An 18,562-nucleotide genomic window follows, 5' to 3' on the forward strand; every position below is an offset into this window, starting at 1 on the left:
CACCGAGGTGCTCACATGAGCGGTTCACCGGACGAGGTCGCCCTGGTCGAGAGCGAGGAGGACTTCATCGTCCGTGCCCGGTCCTGGACCCACGGCCGCCCGTTCCCGCTGCTGAACGGGCCGAGTGTGGAGCGCTACCGCGACAGGCTCCGGCGCCGGGGACGTCACCGATGGCCGGCGGCCGACACGCGGCCGCGTGACGGCGTCGTCCTGTCCGTCGGCGGACAGGCGAACACGGCGGCCGGAGCCCTTCTGGCCGGAGCGACGAGCAGGCCGCACAGCCATGTCGGCCTGGGCGAGCTGGCCGAGGTCGTCGGCCGGCACGCCGGCGAGCCGATCGCACTGGTGGGCCTGGTCGACGACTTCGCTCCGCTCGGGGACTGGCCGGGACATCTGGCCCCTCGCCTCGGCGTGGTCACGGCCAGGGACGCCTCGTCACTGAGTTGCCTGGTGTATCGCACGCTCACGCTCCCCGCGTTGGACGCGGCGCGTGACTGGGTCATCAACCATCCCGACGACGAGGAGGCCGACTCCGCCGATGCGGTGGGGTGGGACGAACTCGGCTCGCTGACGGACGAGCCGCTGCGTGTGCTGGCCATGCGCACGCATGGCATGGAGTGCAGCGCGAACCTGCCCGACGCCATCCTCTGCGGCCGATCGGACTACCTGCGGCCTCCCCTGCCGCTGCTCGAAGAGCGGCGCGCGGTCTCGTGCCTGAGGGGAGCGGGCTGTTACCGCAAGGACCTGAAGGAGGAACAACGCATCGCCGCCTGCGACATCGACGCCAACGTGGTCATCACGCAGACCTGCATGTCCGTGGCGGTCGGGAACAACGTCTTCCCCGGTGAGATCGGGTTCGGCGTGGGCTTCCTCGCCGGCACGGCGGTCGCGGTCGTCGGCACGATCGGCAAGCACCTGGAGGACGCCGGCTACATGCACCAGATGCGGGACGGCCTGGACGCCGGACGTCCGATCGGGGAGACCCTCGAACGCGTCAACAGGCAGGCCAGGCTCGTCGGTGGAGAGATGTCGCGGCTCGGGCTGCTCGGCGATCCCACGCTCGTCCTCAAGCCCCCCGAGGAGCGGGTGACGCCGAGACCCGCCCGGCGCTGGAGCCCTCGCCAGGACGACGGCCGGGTCCTGCGCCGGCTCTCATACGTGAACGGCACCGTCGTCCCGCGCCTGCTGAGACTGCGCTGGCTCGACGTGGATGTGCCAGAGGGCGACGTCAGCGAGCTTCGCGGCGCGATCAGGAACGCGACGGGGGCCAGGCGTGGCGTACCGCCGGCCGACGAACTGGCCGTGGTGACCGAGCGGCTGGCGGCGATACAGGCCGAGGTCGCGCGGCGCATCGTCGAGCAGATCCATTCGAGCTGGTGGCACTTCACGCAAGAGGCGCTCCCGGCCTTCGGCAAGGCCGGGGACGAGCCAGCACGCTGTCCCAGATGCGGGGTGGACAGTGCCTTCCGGGCAAGGTTCGCGCACCGGGTGGAGCCGGAGCTGGTCATCTCGACGGTCCAGTGCCGCCGGTGCGGCGACCTGGGGTGGTCGACGGACGACTCCACCGCCGACCTGGAGACCGACCATGTCGTGTGGCTGAGGCGCGGCCAGGCGCGCACGATGAGGGCCACTCTGTCCAACCGCCAGGCCAGGAGGCTCACCGGCGCGGTGGGCTTCGCGATCTCCGCGGGAGCGTTCCTGCACCTCGACAAGGGCTGGTCGGCCGAGTGCGACCTGGGTTCCGGAGGGTCGCGCGAGCTGAGCTGGACGGTCGAGGTCTCGTCCCAGGTGGTGCCGCACGAATACGAGGGCTGGTGCGTCCGGCTCCTCGACGGGATCTACAGCGCCTCCACCGTCCAGATGGAAGTGCTGCCCTGACGACATGGAACGAAGGAGGGGAGATGGACCGCGACCATTTGATCGGAGAACAGGAAATGAGCGCAGAGGGAATCTCGTCGTTCGGTGGTTTGGTGGAGGTTCAGGCGGGGCGGGTTGGTGGGGGTTTGGCGTTGGTGGTGGGGGAGGTGGAGTTGTCGTATGGGGAGTTGAATGGGTGGGCTAATCGGTTGGCTCGGGTGTTGATCGGGTGGGGTGTGGGGCCTGGGTGTGTGGTTGCGGTGGTGTTGCCGCGGTCGGTGGAGTTCGTGGTGGCGGTTTTGGCGGTGGTGAAGGCGGGTGGTGCGTTTTTGCCGGTGGATCCGTCGTATCCGGTGGAGCGGGTGGAGTTCATGGTGGCGGATTCGGGGGCGGTGTTGGTGATTGATGATTTGGGGATTTTTGAGGTGGAGGGTGTTGGTTCGGGTGATGTGACCGACCAGGAGCGGTTGGGGGTTTTGGGGGTGGATGATGCGGCGTATGTGATTTATACGTCGGGGTCGACGGGGCGGCCGAAGGGTGTGGTGGTGACGCATGCGGGGGTGGGGAATTTGGCTGCGGGGTTGGTGTCGCGGTTGGGGGCGGGGCCGGGGGATCGGGTGTTGCAGTTCGCGTCGCCGAGTTTTGATGCGTCGGTTTTTGAGATGGTGTGGGCTTTTGGTTCGGGTGCGGCGTTGGTGGTGTGTCCGGTTGGGGTGTTCGGTGGTGAGGCGTTGGGTGGGGTGCTGGCGGGGGAGGGTATTACGCATTGTTTGATGCCGCCGGCTGCTTTGGCGACGGTTCCGGAGATGGTGTTGGGGGATTTGTCGACGTTGGTGGTGGGTGGTGAGGCGTGGGGTGGTGAGTTGGTGCGTCGGTGGGGGGTGGGGCGTCGGTTGTTCAATGCTTATGGGCCGACGGAGACCTCGGTGGTGGCGACGTTGAGTTCGGCGTTGGTGGGGGTGGGTGTGGGGGAGGTTCCGCCGATGGGCGGGCCGTTGGATGGGCTGCGGGTGTTTGTTTTGGATGAGTGGTTGCGGCCGGTGCCGGTGGGGGTGGCCGGGGAGTTGTATGTGGCGGGGGTGGGGTTGGCGCGGGGGTATGTGAATCGGCCGGGGTTGACCGCGCAGCGGTTTGTGGCGTGTCCGTTCGGGGTGGGGGAGCGGATGTATCGCACCGGTGATGTGGTGCGCCGGCGTGCTGATGGTGATCTGGAGTTCGTGGGGCGGGTCGATGATCAGGTGAAGGTGCGGGGGGTGCGGATCGAGTTGGGTGAGGTGGAGGCGGTGCTGGGGGCTCAGCCGGGGGTGGGTCAGGTGGCGGTGGTGGTGCGTGAGGACCGGCCGGGTGATAGGCGGTTGGTGGCGTATGTGGTGCCGGTCTCCTCGGCGGTGCTGGATCCGGCCGTGGTGCGTGATCGGGCCGGGCAGAGCCTGCCGCGGGTGATGGTGCCCTCGGCGGTGGTGGTGCTGGAGCGGTTGCCGTTGACCCCCAGCGGCAAGATCGACCGCCGGGCGCTGCCTGCTCCCCGGGTACACACCTCGGCCACCACTCCACGCACCCGGCACGAACACCTGCTGTGCACCGCCTTCGCCCAGGTACTGGGCCTGAAGCAGGTCGGCATCGACGACAACTTCTTCGACCTGGGCGGAGACTCGATCATCGCGATCCAGCTGCTCGCGAAGATCAAGAGTGCCGGGCTCACCGTCAGCCCTCGCCAGTTGCTGCGGAACCAGACGGTCAGAGCGCTCGCCTCCCTCGCAGCGGACTCCGGCGAGGTGATGACGGAGCCTTCCGGCGGCGTGGAGACGAGGCCTTCCGACGACGGGACGGGCACCGTGCCGCTCACTCCGATCGTGCATTGGTTGCGCGATCTCGGGGGTTCGATCGACGGGTTCAGCCAGAGCATGGTGGTGGCGACTCCGGCCGGGCTCGACCCCGGCCACCTCGCCACGGCCGTGCGGTGCCTGCGGCACCATCACGACACACTCAGGCTGCGGCTTGTGACGTCCGGCGACGGCTGGTCGCTCGACGTGCCGCCACCGGACCGCCCGGCGGCCACGCCCTCGGTGGAAAGGGTCGACGTCGCCGGCCTCGACCCCGAGCGTCTCACGCGGACCATCGAGGCCCACAGGTCGGCGGCCCGCCGGCGACTGGACGTCCGGACCGGCGCCGTGATCGCGCTCGTCTGGTTCGACGCCGGCCCCGCGCGGCCGGGCAGATTGCTGATCATGCTGCACCACCTGGCCGTGGACGGGGTCTCCTGGCGCATCCTGCTTCCCGACCTGGCCGCCGCCTACCAGGCCGTCAGCACCGGCCGGCCGGTGGCACTGCCGGAGGTGCGCACCCGCTTCCGCCATTGGGCCGTGAAGCTTCAGGCAGAGGCCGCCGAACCGGCGCGCGAACGGGAACTGCCGTTGTGGAACGCCATCCTCGGCACGCAGGATCCGCCACTGGGCGACGGTGCGCCTCACACGGTGGCCGACAGGGTGCGCGACATGCGCGAGATGACGCTGACCCTTCCGTCCTCCTCCACCCGGCGCCTGTTCACGCTGGTTCCCGCGGCACTGCGTGGCCGGGTGCAGGAGGTACTGCTCACCGCCCTCGCCCTGGCCGTCCAGCGGTGCCGCGCACCCGGTGACGGCGGCACGGAACCGGCCGTCCTGGTCGACGTCGAAGGGCATGGCCGGGAGGACATCTTCGAGGGTGTGGACCTGTCCCGCACCACCGGCTGGTTCACCAGCCTCTACCCCGTCCGCCTCGATCCGGGGTCCGTCGACTGGGAGACGGTGCGCGCCGGCGGCGCTCCGCTGGGAGCCGCGTTCGAGCGGGTCAAACAGCAGCTCAGGACGATCCCTGACAACGGCATCGGCTTCGGCCTGCTGAGATACCTCAACGATCGCACCCGCCCGAGGCTCGCCGATCACCCCCGGCCGCAGATCGGGTTCAACTACCTGGGCCGGGTCACCGTCGGTGACGAGGCCGGAGGCTGGGCGCCGGTCGCCGGCCTGCCCGTCATGTACGGGACGCGCGATGCCGACATGGCGCTGTCCCACCGTGTAGAGGTCAATGCCGTCACCCAGGAGTCGGCGCTGGGGCCGCAACTGGTGGCCGTGTGGACCTGGGCCGGGCGGTCCGTCCCGGAGGAGACCGTTCGTCTGCTGGCGCGCGGCTGGTTCGAAGCCCTGGAAGGGCTCATCGCCCACGCCTCGGAATCCGGGCTGTAGACCGCACACATTCACGATGGAGGACTCCGATGGCGAACCCCTTCGACGACGACGAGCGCGACTACCTGGTGCTGGTCGACATGGCCGAGCGGTACTCCCTATGGCCTGCCGATATCGACGTCCCTGATGGCTGGACGGTCGCCTTCGCCGCGGCGGCCCGCGAGAAGTGTCTGGAATTCGTCGAGGAGCACTGGAGCGCGCTGCGCCCGTCTCGGCTTGGCCGCGAGACCACCGGCTGAACCGGGCGCACAGCGTGACCACGAGCGGGGAAGGAGGATCCACGGTGACGAACTCGACGCTGTTGAACGTGGGCAACGGCCTGGCCTTACAGCTTTACAGAACCGCACGCGGCCGAGGGTCGTGGGACGCGTCCGCGGTCGCGGCGGAAGTCGGTGCCGAGATATTCGACGTCGAGGCGGCCATCTCCTGCCTGGAGGAACTCGGCCTGCTGGTCCCCTCCCCCCGGACACCGGCCGGCTACATGGTCGTCAATCCCGATGTGGCGCTCTTCCGGCTGCTCGACTTCGAACGCACCATCGCCGCGAACTACCAGCGCGAGTCGACGCACTGCCGCGAGGCACTGAACGTGCTGTTGCGGGACTACCCCGAGGCCGGGTCGCGTGCGAACCGCCTGACCATCGAACCGCTGCGAACTCCGGCCGAACTCGCCGCTTTCCTGGACCACCGGTCGACCCTCGTGAAGAAGCGGAAACTGGTCATCCATCCCGATCTGCCGATGGCCGAAACGGCGGAGCACATGATGTCGAGGGATGTGGACGCCCTCGCCCGCGGTGTGAAGCTGCGGGCCATCTATTCCGCCCACGTCGTGCCGCACGCCGCCATGCGCGATTACTGCATGGAGGTGATGCGCTGCGGAGCCGACATCCGCGTCGCCGGCTATCTGCCACTGCGCATGATCGTCATGGACGACGACCTGGCCCTGCTCCCGAGCGATCCGCAGAGCGCCGGTAACGGCTACGTGGCCGTCCACAGCACGGAGGTCGTCAAGTCGATGAGCGCCGTCTTCGCCCACCACTGGTCGGCGGCCTCACCGATCGCGAGCCTGCAGGACTCCGCGGACGACACGGGCGGGTTCCTCTCCGGCCAGGAGCAGGCCATCATCCAGATGCTCGCCATCGGCATCAAGGACGAGGTGATCGCACGACGGCTGGGCGTCTCGCGCCGTACGCTCACCCGGGCGATCTCCACATTGCTCGACCGTCTCGCGGTGGAGACCCGATTCCAGGCCGCCATGAAGGTCACCAAGATGGGATTGCTCACCGGTGAGCCATAAATGTCACTCAATAGGCGCTTCAGATCGTTTATCTAAGGACGGCCGTGAACGACAGAGTCGAGCCGGATCTGACCGCACCCGGCTTTCTGGCTCACCCCCATCCTGTTCTGGAAGAACTGCGGGTCGTGGACCCGGTGCAATACAACGAACAGCTGCGATCCTGGCTGGTGCTGAGCGGGCCGGAAGTGGAGGAGGGGCTGCGCAGCCCGCACCTGTCGGCGGACGCGGTGCCGGCGTTCATGAGCCGGCTGCCGGACGGGGAGAGGCGCTCACTCCGGCGGCTGGAGGACTTCTTCCGTGCCTGGATGGTCTTCTCCGACCCGCCCGACCAGCAACGCGTCCGCCGGGCCTTCGCCGGGAGCTTCACGGCGAGAGCCGTCCAGGCGTACATCCCGGACATGCGGCAGCGTGCGGACCGTCTGGTCGCGGCACTGGGCGAGGCAGAGGGGCGAACGGTCGACCTGGTGACCGAGTTCGCCCGTCCCTACGCGGCGGACGTCACCTGCCTGGCCTTGGGCATCGCGGACGACGCGCGTGCGGCCGTGCAGGATCAGGCCGGCCGCTTGCTGGCGTTCATCGCCACACCGGAACCCCGGGCCGACCTGGGCGTGACGGCACTGGCCGCTCTGGACGCCATCGGTGGCCATGTCGCCGATCGCCTGGCCCGCGACCGCACCGACGACCTTCTGGTGGCGGGAGCCGCCGAGGGAAGGCTGTCGGAACTCGAGGTCGTCGCCGCGTTCGCCCAGCTTCTGACCGGCGGAGTGGATCCCCTGACCCACGCGGTCGCGGCCGCCCTGCACCAGTTGCCACAAGCGGGATTCCCGGAAGAAGTGCGACGGCAGCGGCTCTGGGTGGAGGAGTCGCTGCGGATGAGCTGCCCGTTCCGGTTCGTGCCGCGGGTGGCCCGTGAGGACCTGAAGCTCGGATCCCGCTTGGTGCCGGCCGGGGATCGGGTGTTGCTGTTGCTGACCGCGGCCAACAGGGACCCTGCGACGTACGTTGAGCCCCATGCGTTCGACGGGTCCCGGTCGAACGCCGACCGGCACCTCACCTTCGGCCGCGGCGGTCACTACTGCCTTGGCGCCCCGATCACACGCGAGGCGTTGCGAACGGCCGTGCAAGCCGCGTGCGACGCGGGATGGACGCGGGCCGTGCTCGCGGGGCCGGTGACACGGAGGTCCAGCGACCTCGGTACAGAGGCCCTGGAGAGCCTGCCGGTGCGCCTACCCCGCAGGCGAGGCCCGTCAGAGCAGAACGGTCATGGTCGTCTCCTGGACGGTGAACCCTAGCCGCTTCCAGGTGCTCAGGGCCGGGTTGCCATGACTGACGGTGCCGGTTAGGGTCTCCAGCCCGTCGCGGTCGGCCTTCCACCCGACATGGCGCAGAAGCGCCGCTCCGGTACCCCGGGGCGCGTCGAGGGGATGGCGGAACCCGTTCGCGATCCACGCGATTCCGTCCCAGTCGTTGACCACCATTCCGGCGACCACCCGGTCGTCGGAGTCCACGACGAGCGAGGCGCAGGGAAGCACCGGGCCGATCAGCCTGCCCTCGAAGAGAGGGATCAGTTCCTCCTGAAGGATCTCTTCATCGGAGCGCGTGTAGTGGTCCGGATGTTCTGGAGGAAACGCCGCCCGCCAGGCGGGGAGGACGTCCTTCGGTTCCCGGTCACAGGGTACGAACCTGAATCCTTCCGGCGCCTGCACCGGCGGGTTCTCCCTTTCTCGCAGGTCGTAGCGGAGCACGTACGCATGCCGCACGGTGCGGGCGCCATGTCCGACGAGTTCCCGGCACAGTTCCTCGGGCGCCGATACGAACCACCCGGGCAATTGGGCCGCGAGCACTTCGGACGGGCGCGGCCCGATCACCTCGACCATGTGCGCCCACGGCCGGCCGTCCCTCGTTCCCCGCACATAGCTGATCACCGGAACACCGTGTTCATCCGTCAATATCTCGCGTATTTCCCGCATACACCATATCTACCTCACGCGCCGGGACACGAGCCATAAATTCCGACGAAAGCTCGCTGCGTTTCGGCGACCATTTCCGTGAGCCGTGGATCATGCGCGGACGGTTGCAGGAATACGAGGCGACAGAAAGGAGAAAGAACGGAGACAGCCCGAAGACAGGCCGGTCCTGTGCACTGGTCGATTAGTGGACCCGGAAACGCCGGGGCCCGTTTCTCTATAAGCGCATGCTCAAGGAGGAGATCGGTTGAGCAGAATAATCGCATGCATGGCGGGCGCGCTGGTCGCGGCCGGCGCGCTGCTTCCCGCCGGGACCGCCCTTCGCCCCCCGTCCGGCGCGACGGGTTTCCTGTCCGACAAGGGACTGCTACCTTGCCTTCGCTACTAGATCACGGGTGCCCTTTCGCGGCAGCACGTTGAAGGCGGAGAGAAGCAGTGAACACACCGCAGCAGCCGCAGCCCGCCGTTCCGCCTCGGCCCGGCTACTATCCCGACCCCGGCGGCCAGCCGTGCCTGCGCTGGTGGGACGGCGGCCGCTGGACGTCCGAGACGGCTCCGCCACCCCCGCAGGCACCTCCGCCGGCCGCGCCCCGGCCGTCGAAGGGTTCGGCGGGAAAATGGCTCGCCGTCATCGGAGTCGTTCTCGCCCTGGCGGCCCTGGGGTGGCTGGTTCCGACAGCGGTGGCGCTCTTCGGGGATGCCAACCCGGTGGTGCTCGTCATGCCGGGGGACAAGGAGGTTAAACGGAACCAGGTGGTCCAGATCCTCGACGAACTCGCTACGTACGTCAACGTGAAGGCCGGAGACGCGGACTCCACTGAACGCTGGACCTTCTGCGATGCGATTCCGCCCGCTTTTGTGAAGGCCGGGATAGAGGCTCGGTATCCCTCAGGTGAGGGAGCATTCGTCGGGGCGTGCGTCGACGCTCGCTGATCTGTCGCTATGAGCGCCGGGTCCAGCCCGGCGCCCAGGTCCCGGCGGCGTCGTGACCGGCCGCCGTGGCGGCGAGGTGGGCGCGGAGGGTGGCCAGCGCCGGGTGGGGGTTGTCGCGGTGCCACAAAAGCGAGTGCGGGTAGACGGGCGTCGGGTCGGTCACCGGGATGCGGCGCAGGCCGTGGTCGGCGGGCCACACCAGGCGGGTCTGCTCGCCCATGAAGGTGGCCAGGGCCGGGGTGTCGGCGATGGTGTCGAGGAGCGCGTCGGAGCCGAAGTTGGGGCCGGTCGCCTCGATGGCGAGGCCGAACTCGGCGACGAGATCGTCATAGTAGGCGGCCCACTCGGTACCGGGGACGATCCCCGGCATCCAGATCCGGTGCCCGGCGAGCTGAGCGACGGTCACCGACCGGGAGCCCGCCAGCGCGTGGGCGGGCCCGGTGAGGAGCTGGAGCGCCTCGTCGAGCACCCGGACGGACTCGATGTCCTCGGGAAGGAGCCGGCCGGGCACGGCGACGGCGCGGAAGGACGCGTCGATCACACCGGACCGGATGGCGGCGACGGCCGTCTCGATATCGAACAGCATCACCACGTCGAGCTCGATCTCGGGGTGCGCGCGGTGGAAGCCGCGCATCAGGCCCGACGCCCCGCTGCGTGAGGCGATCACGTCGACGCGCAGCGGACGGCTGCCGGCGCGCACAGACGCGACCGCGCGCTCGGCGACGCGCAGCAGCTCGCGGGCGTGGGGCAGGAACGCCTGCCCGTCAATGGTGAGCTCGGCGCCGCGCGGGGTGCGGGTGAACAGCCGCACGCCGAGGATGCGCTCCAGCGCGGCGATGCGCTTGGAGACGGCCTGCTGGGTGACCGCCAGCTCGGCGGCGGCCTCCTGGAACCGCCCCGCGTCGGCGGCGGCGACGAAGGTCCGGACGGAGTCGAGGTCCATGCGGACACCCTAGGGGTACAACCGTTCGTTGTGGCCGACGACCTTGTGGTTGTTTGATCCCTGGGTATGGCGCGCGCTTTGATACGTCCGATCGCGGATCGGTTGTGCGGGTGAGCAGCGGGGGGCGTCGGGCGTGAGGAGCGGACATCGGCTGGGGCGGCGCTTCGGGTGGCTCTGGGGAGCGTACGGGACCAGCGCGCTCGGTACGTGGCTCGCCTTCGGCGCGTTCCCGCTGATCGCCATTCAGGTATTGCACGCCGGACCGGCCGAGGTCGCCGCGCTCTCCTGCGTGGGGGCTCTGGTGGGCGCGGTCGTGGCGGTGCCGCTCGGCCCGTGGGTGGAGTTCCGCCGCAAGCGGCAGGTGCTGATCGCCATGGACCTGGTGCGGTTCGCGGCGCTGCTGACGATCCCCACCGCGTTCGCGCTCGGTGTGCTCACCTTGCTTCAGCTCCTGCTGGTCTCGGCCATCGTCGCGGCGGCCGACATCACCTTCCGCGCCGCCTCCGGCGCGTACCTGAAGACGCTGCTGCGGGCCGAGGACCTGCTGGTCGCCAACGCCCGATTCGAGTCCACGGCCTGGACGACCACGATCATCGGACCACCGCTGGGCGGCGCGGCGATCGGGCTCCTCGGCCCGGTGGCGACGGTGGTGGCCGACGCGGTCAGCTACCTGCTGTCGGCCCTGGGCATCGGCGCGATGGGCGGGCACGAGCCGCGGCCCCGGCGCCGGGAGGCCGCGCGCATGCGGGCCGGGGACCTGCTCGACGGTTGGCGGTACATCCTCGCCGACGCGACGCTGCGCCGGCTGCTCTTCAACACCGCCTGGTTCAACGGCCTGGTGATGGCCACCCAGCCGCTGCTGGCCGTCCTGATGCTCGGCCACCTCGGGTTCGCACCGTGGCAGTACGGCCTCGCCTTCGCCGCGCCCTCGATCGGCGGGCTGCTCGGTTCGCGGCTGGCCCGACCGCTCGTCACCTGGTTCGGGCAGCACCAGGTCCTGGTCGTGGCCGGGGCGCTGCGCGCGCTCTGGCCCGTCGGCCTGGCCTTCCTGGGGCCGGGCACCGGAGGGCTGCTGCTGGTGATGGGCGTCGAGCTCGGGCTCATCTTCTGCTGCGGGGTCTTCAACCCCGTCTGCGCCACCTACCGCCTCGAGCGCACCGCGACCCACCGGGTCGCCCGCGTGCTGTCCGCCTGGGCGGTGACGACCAAGGCCTCGACCGCGCTCCTGACGGCCGTCTGGGGCGTGCTGGGCGGCCTGCTCGGCCCGCGTACGGCCATCGGCCTGGCCGGCGTGCTCCTGCTGGCGACCCCGCTGCTGCTCCCCGGCCGCCCTTCTCTCCGCGCCGGAGTGTGAGGTCAGGGTTTCGCGTTCCGGTCGAGGCCGAGCGTGGCGATGAGGTCTTCGTGGAGCTCGAACCAGACACGATGGCAGGAGTCGATGTCGGTGCGGTCTACCCAGGCGCCCTCTCCGGCTCGGGCGCGCGCCAGGGCCGTGGTGAATCGTGTGTCGTAACCGCGGAACCGTGTGAGGACGCTCCCGAGCCGCTCTGCGAGTGGCGGGAGTGCGCGGTCGATGCCCGCGAGCTCGTGGAGGACTCCCGCGTCCCAAGCGGGATCGGAGTGGTCGTTGATGGCGAGCCGATCGCCGGCGGTGGGCCGGAGCTGCCAATCGGTGCAGGCTCGTAGCAGGAGGGCGTTCAGCGGGAGGAACCCGCGGTAGACGTCACGGACCTCGTCGGCACCGCCGACGCGTGCGAGCTCGGCCGCGAGCCGGCGCTCGTTCTCGGTGCGGCCCGATTCGGTCAGCGACCAGCCTCCGGTGCCGGCGAAGGCGGTGTGCTGGACCCACCCACGTGCCTCGGCGTCGTGCAGCATCTCTTTGGTCTCGGCCGTATCGAGCCCGTACCGCTGAGCGATCACCGGGGTGTCCGCGTACCCGGTGACGCGCACGGCGTGCAGGACCAGCAGGTCGGGCGGGGAGTCCCGCGTCACGAGCCGGCGTCCTGTCGCGCTGCCAGGCGGGTGTACCACTGCTGGCACGCCTGCGGGGAGTTGAAGCCCATCGCGTGCGCCATCTGCGCCCAGGTCAGTCCGGCGCCGCGGGCCATGAACAGCAGGGCGGCCTCGAGTCCTTCGACCTCGGCGCGTGCGGCGGGCAGGAGGGCGAGCGCGCTCAGGATGCCCTGCGGGTCCAGGTCGGCGCAGCGCCAGACGGCGAACTGCGCGAGGTCGACCGCAGACGGCGGGGCGGGCGAAGGGCGCCAGGGGCGGGCGTCGAGCACATCTGCGCCCAGGCTCAGAAGATGCTCACGCGCGTGCTGCTCATGGCGGGCCTGGATGTGGTCGGTGCGCATGCTGTGAGCGATGTCGTGCTTGCGTGGCATGCAACTCACCCTGCACAATCAACGGATTATTGTCAATAATATGTTGAAAGGTTGGGGTGGGTGATCGTACCCCTCATGGACGCTGTCGCCGACACCTGCGGGGGCAAGGCCGGCGCACTCGGTGCGCTGCTCCGCGCGGGTCTGCCGGTTCCTGACGGCTTCGTCGTCTCGTTCGCGGCCTACCTCTCCGCCGTCCGCGACCTGGACCTCGGGCGGTTCGCCGGCGAGCCGGACGATCTCGACGCGGCGAGGAGGGTGATCGAGGCCCGTCCGGTCGACGCCACCCTGATCGGCGCGCTGGGACGCGCACTCGACGAGCTCGGCGATCCGCCCGTGGCGGTAAGATCATCGGCGGCGAATGAAGACACCGCTCAGGCATCGGCGGCCGGTCAGCACGACAGCTTCCTTGCCGTACACGGACTCATCAAGGTCGCCGATGCCGTACGTGCCTGCTGGGCCTCGCTGTTCTCTCCACGTGCCATCGACTACCGGGGCGCCTCCGGCCGCGACGACCGGCCGTCCGGCGATCCTGTGATGGCCGTCATCGTCCAACGCCACCTGGACGCCGAGGTGTCCGGGGTCATGTTCACCCCCGCGGACCCGGACGACGCCACCCGGATCGAGGCGTCCTGGGGCCTCGGCCCCAGCATCGTCGGGGGCACGGTCACCCCCGACGCCTACCGCGTCGCCGACGACGGGTCGGTCACCCGTACCCTCGCGAGCAAAGAGACCCGCCTTGACCGGCGCGGCACGCAGCTCGTCATCCGCGAAGTGCCCACCCGTGCCCGGGACCGACCGACGATCGACGACGCGACCGCCACGCAGCTCGCCAAACTGGGCAGGGAGATGGCCGCCGTACTCGGTGGGCCGCAGGACATCGAATGGGCGATCGCCGACGGCCGCACCTGGATTCTGCAAGCACGGCCGGTCACCGCCGCACCCCCACCACCATCGGCGCCTTCCACTGTCTCGGACACCCCGGTCGCCGCACTCACCGGAACACCCGGCAGCCGCGGTACCGTGACCGGCACCGCGAGAATCGTGCGCGGCCCCGGCGACTTCGCGCGCGTGCGCCCCGGCGACATCCTCGTCTGCCCCTTCACCGACCCCGCTTGGACGCCGCTGCTGCGCATCGCGGCCGGCGTCATCACCGAAACCGGAGGCGTGCTCTCCCACGCCGCGATCGTCGCTCGCGAGCACGCCATCCCGGCCGTGCTCGGCGTCCCGAACGTGACCGGCAGGCTCCACGACGGCACCATCATCACCATCGACGGCACCACCGGCACTGTCACGCGGGCCAACGCGTGACCGATCATCCTCGGTCTCTCCCAGACCAAGAGCCGCCCTCTCAGGCATCCCGGCTCCGAACCCACACCTATGGATCGGAAGGAGATGGGACGCGGGCACGCCAAGGACACCGCGTCCCTGACCACTCATGACAACGCGACACCTCTACATAGCACGCCACGGCGCGGCCGACGCGTTCGGGCAGCTCACCGGCGTCGGGCGCCGGCAGGCCGGCCTGCTGGGCGAACGGCTCGCCGACGTACCGGTCGACGCCGTGTGGCACTCCCCGCTCCCACGCGCCGTCGCGAGCGCGCACGAAATCGCCCGGCATCTCCCGAACGTGCCCGTGACCGAGGCAGCCGAACTCGTCGACCACGTGCCCTACGTTCCCAGTGCGGCCGAAACGCCCCCGGCCTGGGCCGGTTTCTTCGACGGTTACGACGACGCCGAGGTGGCCTCGGGCCATAGACTCGCCGAGGCGCTGGTCGCCCGGTTCGCGAAGGTCCCCGACCCGGCCACGAAAGAGACCCGGCCCGATACACACGAAGTCCTGGTGACGCACGCCTTCCAGATCGCGTGGCTGATGCGGCACGCCCTGGACGCGCCGCCATCCCGGTGGCTCGGACTGAACAGCGCCAACACCGCTCTGACCGTCATCGAGTACCGCAACGGCCTGCCCCCCGCGATCGTGATGTTCAACGACATGAGCCACCTCCCGCCCGACCTGCGCTGGACCGGGTTCCCCGAACGCACGAGGCCGTGACGTGGCTCGTCTGGGTCACGGCGGCGGCAGCTGCCCCCGGCGCGCCCGGTCGCGAGCGAACGCCAGCGGACCGGAGTCCTCGGCGACCCACGAGTACCAGATGTCGGTCCGGTTGGCCGCGGCCGCGGCGGCGAAGAGGTCGGTGAACTCCCGGCCGTCGGCCAGCCGGACGGTGCCGTGCGGTGTCATCTGCGCCTCGGCCGGGCCGATCACCGGAGGCGGATTCAGCCACAGCGACGTGCCGGCCTCGACGAGGCCCAGCGGGACGAGGTCGGCCACCGCGACGTCGTACACGATGGCCAGTCCGCGACGCGAGCGAGGCAGGCCGTAGGCCGGCGCGGTCGACGCGACCGACGGGCCGGAGCCGAGGAAGCTGGTAGTGGGCTGGGTCAGATCCGCTGCCGCCACGAACGGCCGGATCCGGTCCAGCGCGTCGCGGATCTCCGGGTCGGCGCCCTCGGCCTGGAAGTCGAACAGCTTCAGACCCGAAACCAGCAGGCGGAGCCCCTCGGTGTAGACGGGAAGCCCCCGTTCGACGGTCACGAGCAGCAACTCGCGGGCCTCGTCGAGACGGGCGGGAACCGGTTCGCGGGACTCCTGCTGCTCCCGGATCAGCTGCCACGCGTGGATCAGCGCGCCGTCGGGCATCCACTGCATCCAGTTCGCGAGATTCCGGGGCCAGTTGTGCAGCCGTTCCAGGCTGCTCGTGCGAAGCAGGAAGTAGCCACCGACCGCTGCCCCCGCCGGATTCGTCGTCTTGCGATTAAGCAGGTCTTCGGCCTGGTCACTGATCAGCCCGGCGTGTGTCACGGCCCCGGCGGTCAGGTACCCCAGGGTCGCCTCGGCGAGGTTGTCTTCGGTCGCCACGGTCAGCGTGACGTTGGGCGTCTGCTCGTCGCCCGCCGGTTGCACGGTCACTTCCAGCTCCTCGGCGGCGGGCAGCGAGACCATTCGCCACGGGATCCGCGGTCCGCCGATCTGCAGCATGTGGGGCCGGCGACCGGTGGGGAACACATAAGCGACCGCGTCGTCGTCCCAGTGGGCGACCGCATCCGGCCAGGCACCCACACCCCACACACCGTCGACACGCGTCCACAGTCGAACCCAGAGCGACTGGAAGCCGGGCTCGGTGAACCTGCGGCCGCCGCCGGCCGGCCCGCTCTTGAGTACCACCGTGCGTTGCATCGACTCGTGCGGTGAGATCTCCCAGAGGGCGATGTCGTGGTCGGGAGAGCCGGGCGCGGAGGTGACCGTCTCCGTCAGCCGGTCGCCCGATGGCAGCGTCACCTGCAGCGCGTACTGGCCGGCCGGCAGGTCGAAGCTGGAGCGTTGGTTCACGCGGACGGTGCGCTGGTCGACCACGTGAAGGCCGTCGTCCAGCACGTCGACCACCACCGGAACGCCCCGCAGGGCCTGCTCGTGGGTCCGCAGGTTGAGATGAAAGCTCATCGGCCGACCGTCCTCAGCGTCTGCGCCGTGGTCGGCGGATTGATCAGTTCGGTTCGGCTCACCGCGTCGTAGGTGTGGTCCTCGAACTCCGCGCCGATCCGGTAATACCCGGCCTTGACGGTGACCTTCCATTTCTCCGGCATCGGCGGCGTGCGTACGGCGCGTCCGGAGTGTTGCGGCTCGTAGAACAGCGTCGCCCGGCCGAGCGCGGGCTCGGGTACGCAGGCCAGCGTGAGCTCGACGTCCGGGGGACCGTCGAGGCGGTAGAGCACCGTGGGCAGGAACGCGGGACCCTTCGCGGTGGGCATCGGCCGTCCGGCCTCGGCCTCCACCAGGCTGTCGATCGCCATCGCGATGCGATCGGTGCGCACCACCCAGTCGGCGAATTCGTCGGTGAGCGCCGCGCCGCCCTTCAACGCTTTTATCAGGGCCGCCGTGAAGTACGAGACGTTCTTGGGCCGGCTCCGGGCGGTCGCGAACGGCGTTGAGGATTGCAGCGTGAGGTCGTGATCGCAGCGTCGCCGGCGCGTGGCGTCCGGCCGGTCGAGCGGATCCGCCGTCGCCCCGCCGAGGGGTGCGGTCACCCCGGGGACCACCTCGCGGCAGGCGTCGATGAAGAAGCACTGCGTGCGAGGCGGACGCTGCAGGAATCCGGCGCGGGTGCTGTCGAACGCGAACGCGCCGCGGAAGTGGTTCCCCTCGTACCGGCCGAAGTCGCTGGCCAGCAGCAGCTGTTCCTCGCTCTGCAGGCCGTGCCCGCAGAAGTAGAAGACGGCGACGTTGTTCTCGTCGGTCGCGCAGCGCTCCTTCCAGGCGTCATAGGCCTCGGTGATCGAGTCGATGGTCGCGTCGGGAAAGCCGACCCCCGGTCCGCCGGGATCGGGATCCGCCGGCGCCGGAGAGATCCGGAGGTCGATCGAGGCGAGTGGGGCAGCCCACCGGATCGGATCGCTCTCGCGGAGCCAGTTCGCGAACTCCAACGCGGATCGGGGCGGCGAGGTGAGCTGACCCAGGTTCCCGTAGCGCAACGGATCCGCGATCGTCCGGCCGCCGCCATGGGGCAGGTGTGCATAGCCGCCGACCCCGATGACCAGCGCATGCATAGCCGGTCCCGGCCGGTCGGCCTCGAAGAACATCCGCGTCATGAGGCTTCTCTCAGCCGGGTCGCGAGGCGGTCATAGAAGCTCGGGCGGATGAAGTAGGTCGAGTGCGCGGCGAAAGCGCCCTTGCCGGTCGAGTACCGGAAATCCCGTACGCCGTCGAAGATCCTCTCCGTCGCGAAGCCCAGGATGTCGTTGAGGTCGAAGACGTTGATCCAGCGATCGACGCCGGGAGGCTTCGGAATCCGGTCGGTGGCGGGGTTCGCGGGCGCCCGGACCGCGTCGAACAATCCCAGCTCGGCGAACACCCCGACCTGGGACCCGACCGTCACGAGGACGTCGCAGGACAGGTCGGGCCGCAGACCGGACAGCAGGTCGTAGACGATGTTGCCGCCCATGCTGTGCGCGATGACGATCACTTGCGGATCATCCGCGGTGCATGCCTCGCAGGCGCGACGCAGATCAGTGGCGATGGTCGTCGCGATCGGCCCGTCGGCGCGGAGCCGCTCGCGCTGGCGAAGATAGACGAGGATGTCGCCGAGGAACATCGACGCCGAGCGGTTGAGCGACGGCCGCAGAGCCTTGACGGCGAGCCGGCCGGTCATCCGCCCGGCCGCGCCCCGGATCCGCGAGAGTCCCTCATAGACGTGCAGCAGAGCCCGGTCCGGCCCGAAGGCCTCCTCCTCGTCCGCGCTTTCGCTCAGGTCTTCGGCAAGCCGATTGATGACCTCGACGTCGTCCCGAGCGGTGTCCAGCCAGGCCGGTCGGGTCAGTTTCGCGGCGCGCACCGCGAGCCGCGCGAATCCGTCCGCCTCCTCCGGGTCGACGTCCTCCGCGGCCGTGCCGAAGAGAAGGTCGATCCCGTCGGCGAACGAGTTGCGGGCCACCTGGAGGACGACGCGGTCATCCGGTGGTGGCTCGGACTCCCAGACCTCGCCCAGCAGGATCGCCGGCGTCTCCTCGCCGGGCCCGAAGACCTCCTCGTCACCCTGCGGCAGCGAGGCGTGCTCCCAGGCGAAGGCGGCGGCCTGCCCTCCCCAGTAGGGCGCGAAGAAGGGGACCTGGCCCGTTGCGGGCACGAGGAAGCCGCGCATCAGCGCCGCCCGCGCGGCCTCCGACTTCGCGTATCCGGGATCGCGGCGCGTCGCGACGCCGTGGACGAAGACGATCGGCATGTCACCACCTCCGCACCTGCATAACCTTCCGGCGCGGACCTTGCAAGCTCCTTCGTCCTTCTCCGTACGGCTTGAGGAGGACACGGCGACGGCCGGGGTAGGGAGACCCTGACCGTGCAGCCGCCCATCGCCACCGTCGAGCAACTCGGCGAACTCGGGACACTGCGCCTGTCGAGATCTCACCCA

General features: G+C 69.8%; 17 protein-coding genes. 10 read left to right on the forward strand and 7 right to left on the reverse strand.

The window, feature by feature from the left end:
• The first annotated feature begins 15 nt into the window (after nt 1-15).
• Genes ABD810_RS33565 through ABD810_RS33585 form a run of 5 tightly spaced genes read left to right on the forward strand, consistent with a single transcriptional unit; the run spans nt 16 to nt 7,667 of the window.
• Nucleotides 16-1,878, forward strand: a complete 1,863-nt coding sequence (locus tag ABD810_RS33565; protein WP_344950189.1) for a hypothetical protein — start codon at nt 16-18, stop codon at nt 1,876-1,878.
• A 23-nt stretch (nt 1,879-1,901) separates the two neighbouring features.
• Nucleotides 1,902-5,081, forward strand: a complete 3,180-nt coding sequence (locus tag ABD810_RS33570) for an amino acid adenylation domain-containing protein (RefSeq protein WP_344950192.1) — start codon at nt 1,902-1,904, stop codon at nt 5,079-5,081.
• Nucleotides 5,082-5,110: 29 nt separating this feature from the next.
• Entirely contained in the window at nt 5,111-5,320 is a 210-nt protein-coding gene (locus tag ABD810_RS33575; RefSeq protein WP_344950195.1) for an MbtH family protein, read from the forward strand.
• 44 nt (nt 5,321-5,364) lie between these two features.
• Nucleotides 5,365-6,375 carry a LuxR C-terminal-related transcriptional regulator gene (locus ABD810_RS33580; protein ID WP_344950198.1) on the forward strand — a complete coding sequence of 337 codons (1,011 nt, stop codon included), beginning with the start codon at nt 5,365-5,367 and terminating at the stop codon, nt 6,373-6,375.
• 44 nt (nt 6,376-6,419) lie between these two features.
• On the forward strand, nt 6,420-7,667 hold the full coding sequence (locus ABD810_RS33585) for a cytochrome P450 (protein WP_344950201.1): 1,248 nt from the start codon (nt 6,420-6,422) through the stop codon (nt 7,665-7,667).
• Here ABD810_RS33585 and ABD810_RS33590 read toward each other — a convergent pair.
• Nucleotides 7,623-8,300 (reverse strand): N-acetyltransferase, encoded by a 678-nt coding sequence (locus ABD810_RS33590; RefSeq protein WP_344950204.1) that lies wholly within the window; start codon nt 8,298-8,300, stop codon nt 7,623-7,625. The two genes, ABD810_RS33585 and ABD810_RS33590, sit on opposite strands and share 45 nt — an antisense overlap.
• Nucleotides 8,301-8,589: 289 nt before the next feature.
• Here ABD810_RS33590 and ABD810_RS33595 point away from each other — a divergent pair, with 289 nt between their 5' ends.
• Entirely contained in the window at nt 8,590-8,730 is a 141-nt protein-coding gene (locus ABD810_RS33595) for a hypothetical protein (RefSeq protein WP_344950207.1), read from the forward strand.
• A gap of 47 nt (nt 8,731-8,777) precedes the next feature.
• A complete protein-coding gene (locus ABD810_RS33600) occupies nt 8,778-9,275 on the forward strand; it encodes a DUF2510 domain-containing protein (protein WP_344950210.1) in 498 nt (165 codons plus the stop codon).
• 7 nt (nt 9,276-9,282) lie between these two features.
• Here the strand turns inward: ABD810_RS33600 and ABD810_RS33605 are convergent, their stop codons facing one another.
• Nucleotides 9,283-10,218, reverse strand: a complete 936-nt coding sequence (locus ABD810_RS33605) for a LysR family transcriptional regulator (protein ID WP_344950213.1) — start codon at nt 10,216-10,218, stop codon at nt 9,283-9,285.
• Between the two features lie 133 nt (nt 10,219-10,351).
• Between ABD810_RS33605 and ABD810_RS33610 the strand changes: the two genes are divergently transcribed.
• Nucleotides 10,352-11,572, forward strand: a complete 1,221-nt coding sequence (locus ABD810_RS33610) for an MFS transporter (protein ID WP_344950215.1) — start codon at nt 10,352-10,354, stop codon at nt 11,570-11,572.
• A 2-nt stretch (nt 11,573-11,574) separates the two neighbouring features.
• On the opposite strand, the gene ABD810_RS33615 is transcribed toward ABD810_RS33610, so the two are convergent.
• Nucleotides 11,575-12,210 (reverse strand): transcriptional regulator, encoded by a 636-nt coding sequence (locus ABD810_RS33615; protein ID WP_344950218.1) that lies wholly within the window; start codon nt 12,208-12,210, stop codon nt 11,575-11,577.
• Entirely contained in the window at nt 12,207-12,602 is a 396-nt protein-coding gene (locus ABD810_RS33620) for a DNA-binding protein (protein ID WP_344950220.1), read from the reverse strand. Before ABD810_RS33620 ends, ABD810_RS33615 begins: the two co-directional genes overlap by 4 nt.
• A 60-nt stretch (nt 12,603-12,662) precedes the next feature.
• Between ABD810_RS33620 and ABD810_RS33625 the strand changes: the two genes are divergently transcribed.
• Both ABD810_RS33625 and ABD810_RS33630 read left to right on the forward strand, forming a co-directional pair.
• Nucleotides 12,663-13,910 carry a PEP/pyruvate-binding domain-containing protein gene (locus tag ABD810_RS33625; RefSeq protein WP_344950223.1) on the forward strand — a complete coding sequence of 416 codons (1,248 nt, stop codon included), beginning with the start codon at nt 12,663-12,665 and terminating at the stop codon, nt 13,908-13,910.
• A 127-nt stretch (nt 13,911-14,037) separates the two neighbouring features.
• Nucleotides 14,038-14,652 carry a histidine phosphatase family protein gene (locus ABD810_RS33630; RefSeq protein WP_344950225.1) on the forward strand — a complete coding sequence of 205 codons (615 nt, stop codon included), beginning with the start codon at nt 14,038-14,040 and terminating at the stop codon, nt 14,650-14,652.
• A 15-nt stretch (nt 14,653-14,667) separates the two neighbouring features.
• Here ABD810_RS33630 and ABD810_RS33635 read toward each other — a convergent pair whose 3' ends face one another.
• From ABD810_RS33635 to ABD810_RS33645, 3 genes are read right to left on the reverse strand one after another with little or no spacing between them, the layout of a single operon-like run.
• On the reverse strand, nt 14,668-16,101 hold the full coding sequence (locus ABD810_RS33635; RefSeq protein ID WP_344950227.1) for a hypothetical protein: 1,434 nt from the start codon (nt 16,099-16,101) through the stop codon (nt 14,668-14,670).
• The gene (locus ABD810_RS33640; RefSeq protein ID WP_344950229.1) at nt 16,098-17,246 is read right to left on the reverse strand and encodes a caspase family protein; all 1,149 of its coding nucleotides are present in this window, start codon (nt 17,244-17,246) and stop codon (nt 16,098-16,100) included. Before ABD810_RS33640 ends, ABD810_RS33635 begins: the two co-directional genes overlap by 4 nt.
• Nucleotides 17,243-18,376 (reverse strand): lipase family protein, encoded by a 1,134-nt coding sequence (locus ABD810_RS33645; RefSeq protein WP_344950232.1) that lies wholly within the window; start codon nt 18,374-18,376, stop codon nt 17,243-17,245. Before ABD810_RS33645 ends, ABD810_RS33640 begins: the two co-directional genes overlap by 4 nt.
• Between the last annotated feature and the right edge of the window lie 186 nt (nt 18,377-18,562).

The sequence above is a fragment of the Sphaerisporangium flaviroseum genome (assembly GCF_039537005.1).
Classification (GTDB): domain Bacteria; phylum Actinomycetota; class Actinomycetes; order Streptosporangiales; family Streptosporangiaceae; genus Sphaerisporangium; species Sphaerisporangium flaviroseum.

Coding starts and splice junctions, on each gene's coding strand:
- ABD810_RS33565 (WP_344950189.1), top strand. CDS start 16: ATGAGCGGTTCACCGGACGAGGTCGCCCTGGTCGAGAGCGAGGAGGAC.
- ABD810_RS33570 (WP_344950192.1), top strand. CDS start 1,902: ATGGACCGCGACCATTTGATCGGAGAACAGGAAATGAGCGCAGAGGGA.
- ABD810_RS33575 (WP_344950195.1), top strand. CDS start 5,111: ATGGCGAACCCCTTCGACGACGACGAGCGCGACTACCTGGTGCTGGTC.
- ABD810_RS33605 (WP_344950213.1), bottom strand. CDS start 10,218: ATGGACCTCGACTCCGTCCGGACCTTCGTCGCCGCCGCCGACGCGGGG.
- ABD810_RS33620 (WP_344950220.1), bottom strand. CDS start 12,602: ATGCCACGCAAGCACGACATCGCTCACAGCATGCGCACCGACCACATC.
- ABD810_RS33630 (WP_344950225.1), top strand. CDS start 14,038: ATGACAACGCGACACCTCTACATAGCACGCCACGGCGCGGCCGACGCG.
- ABD810_RS33635 (WP_344950227.1), bottom strand. CDS start 16,101: ATGAGCTTTCATCTCAACCTGCGGACCCACGAGCAGGCCCTGCGGGGC.
- ABD810_RS33640 (WP_344950229.1), bottom strand. CDS start 17,246: ATGACGCGGATGTTCTTCGAGGCCGACCGGCCGGGACCGGCTATGCAT.
- ABD810_RS33645 (WP_344950232.1), bottom strand. CDS start 18,376: ATGCCGATCGTCTTCGTCCACGGCGTCGCGACGCGCCGCGATCCCGGA.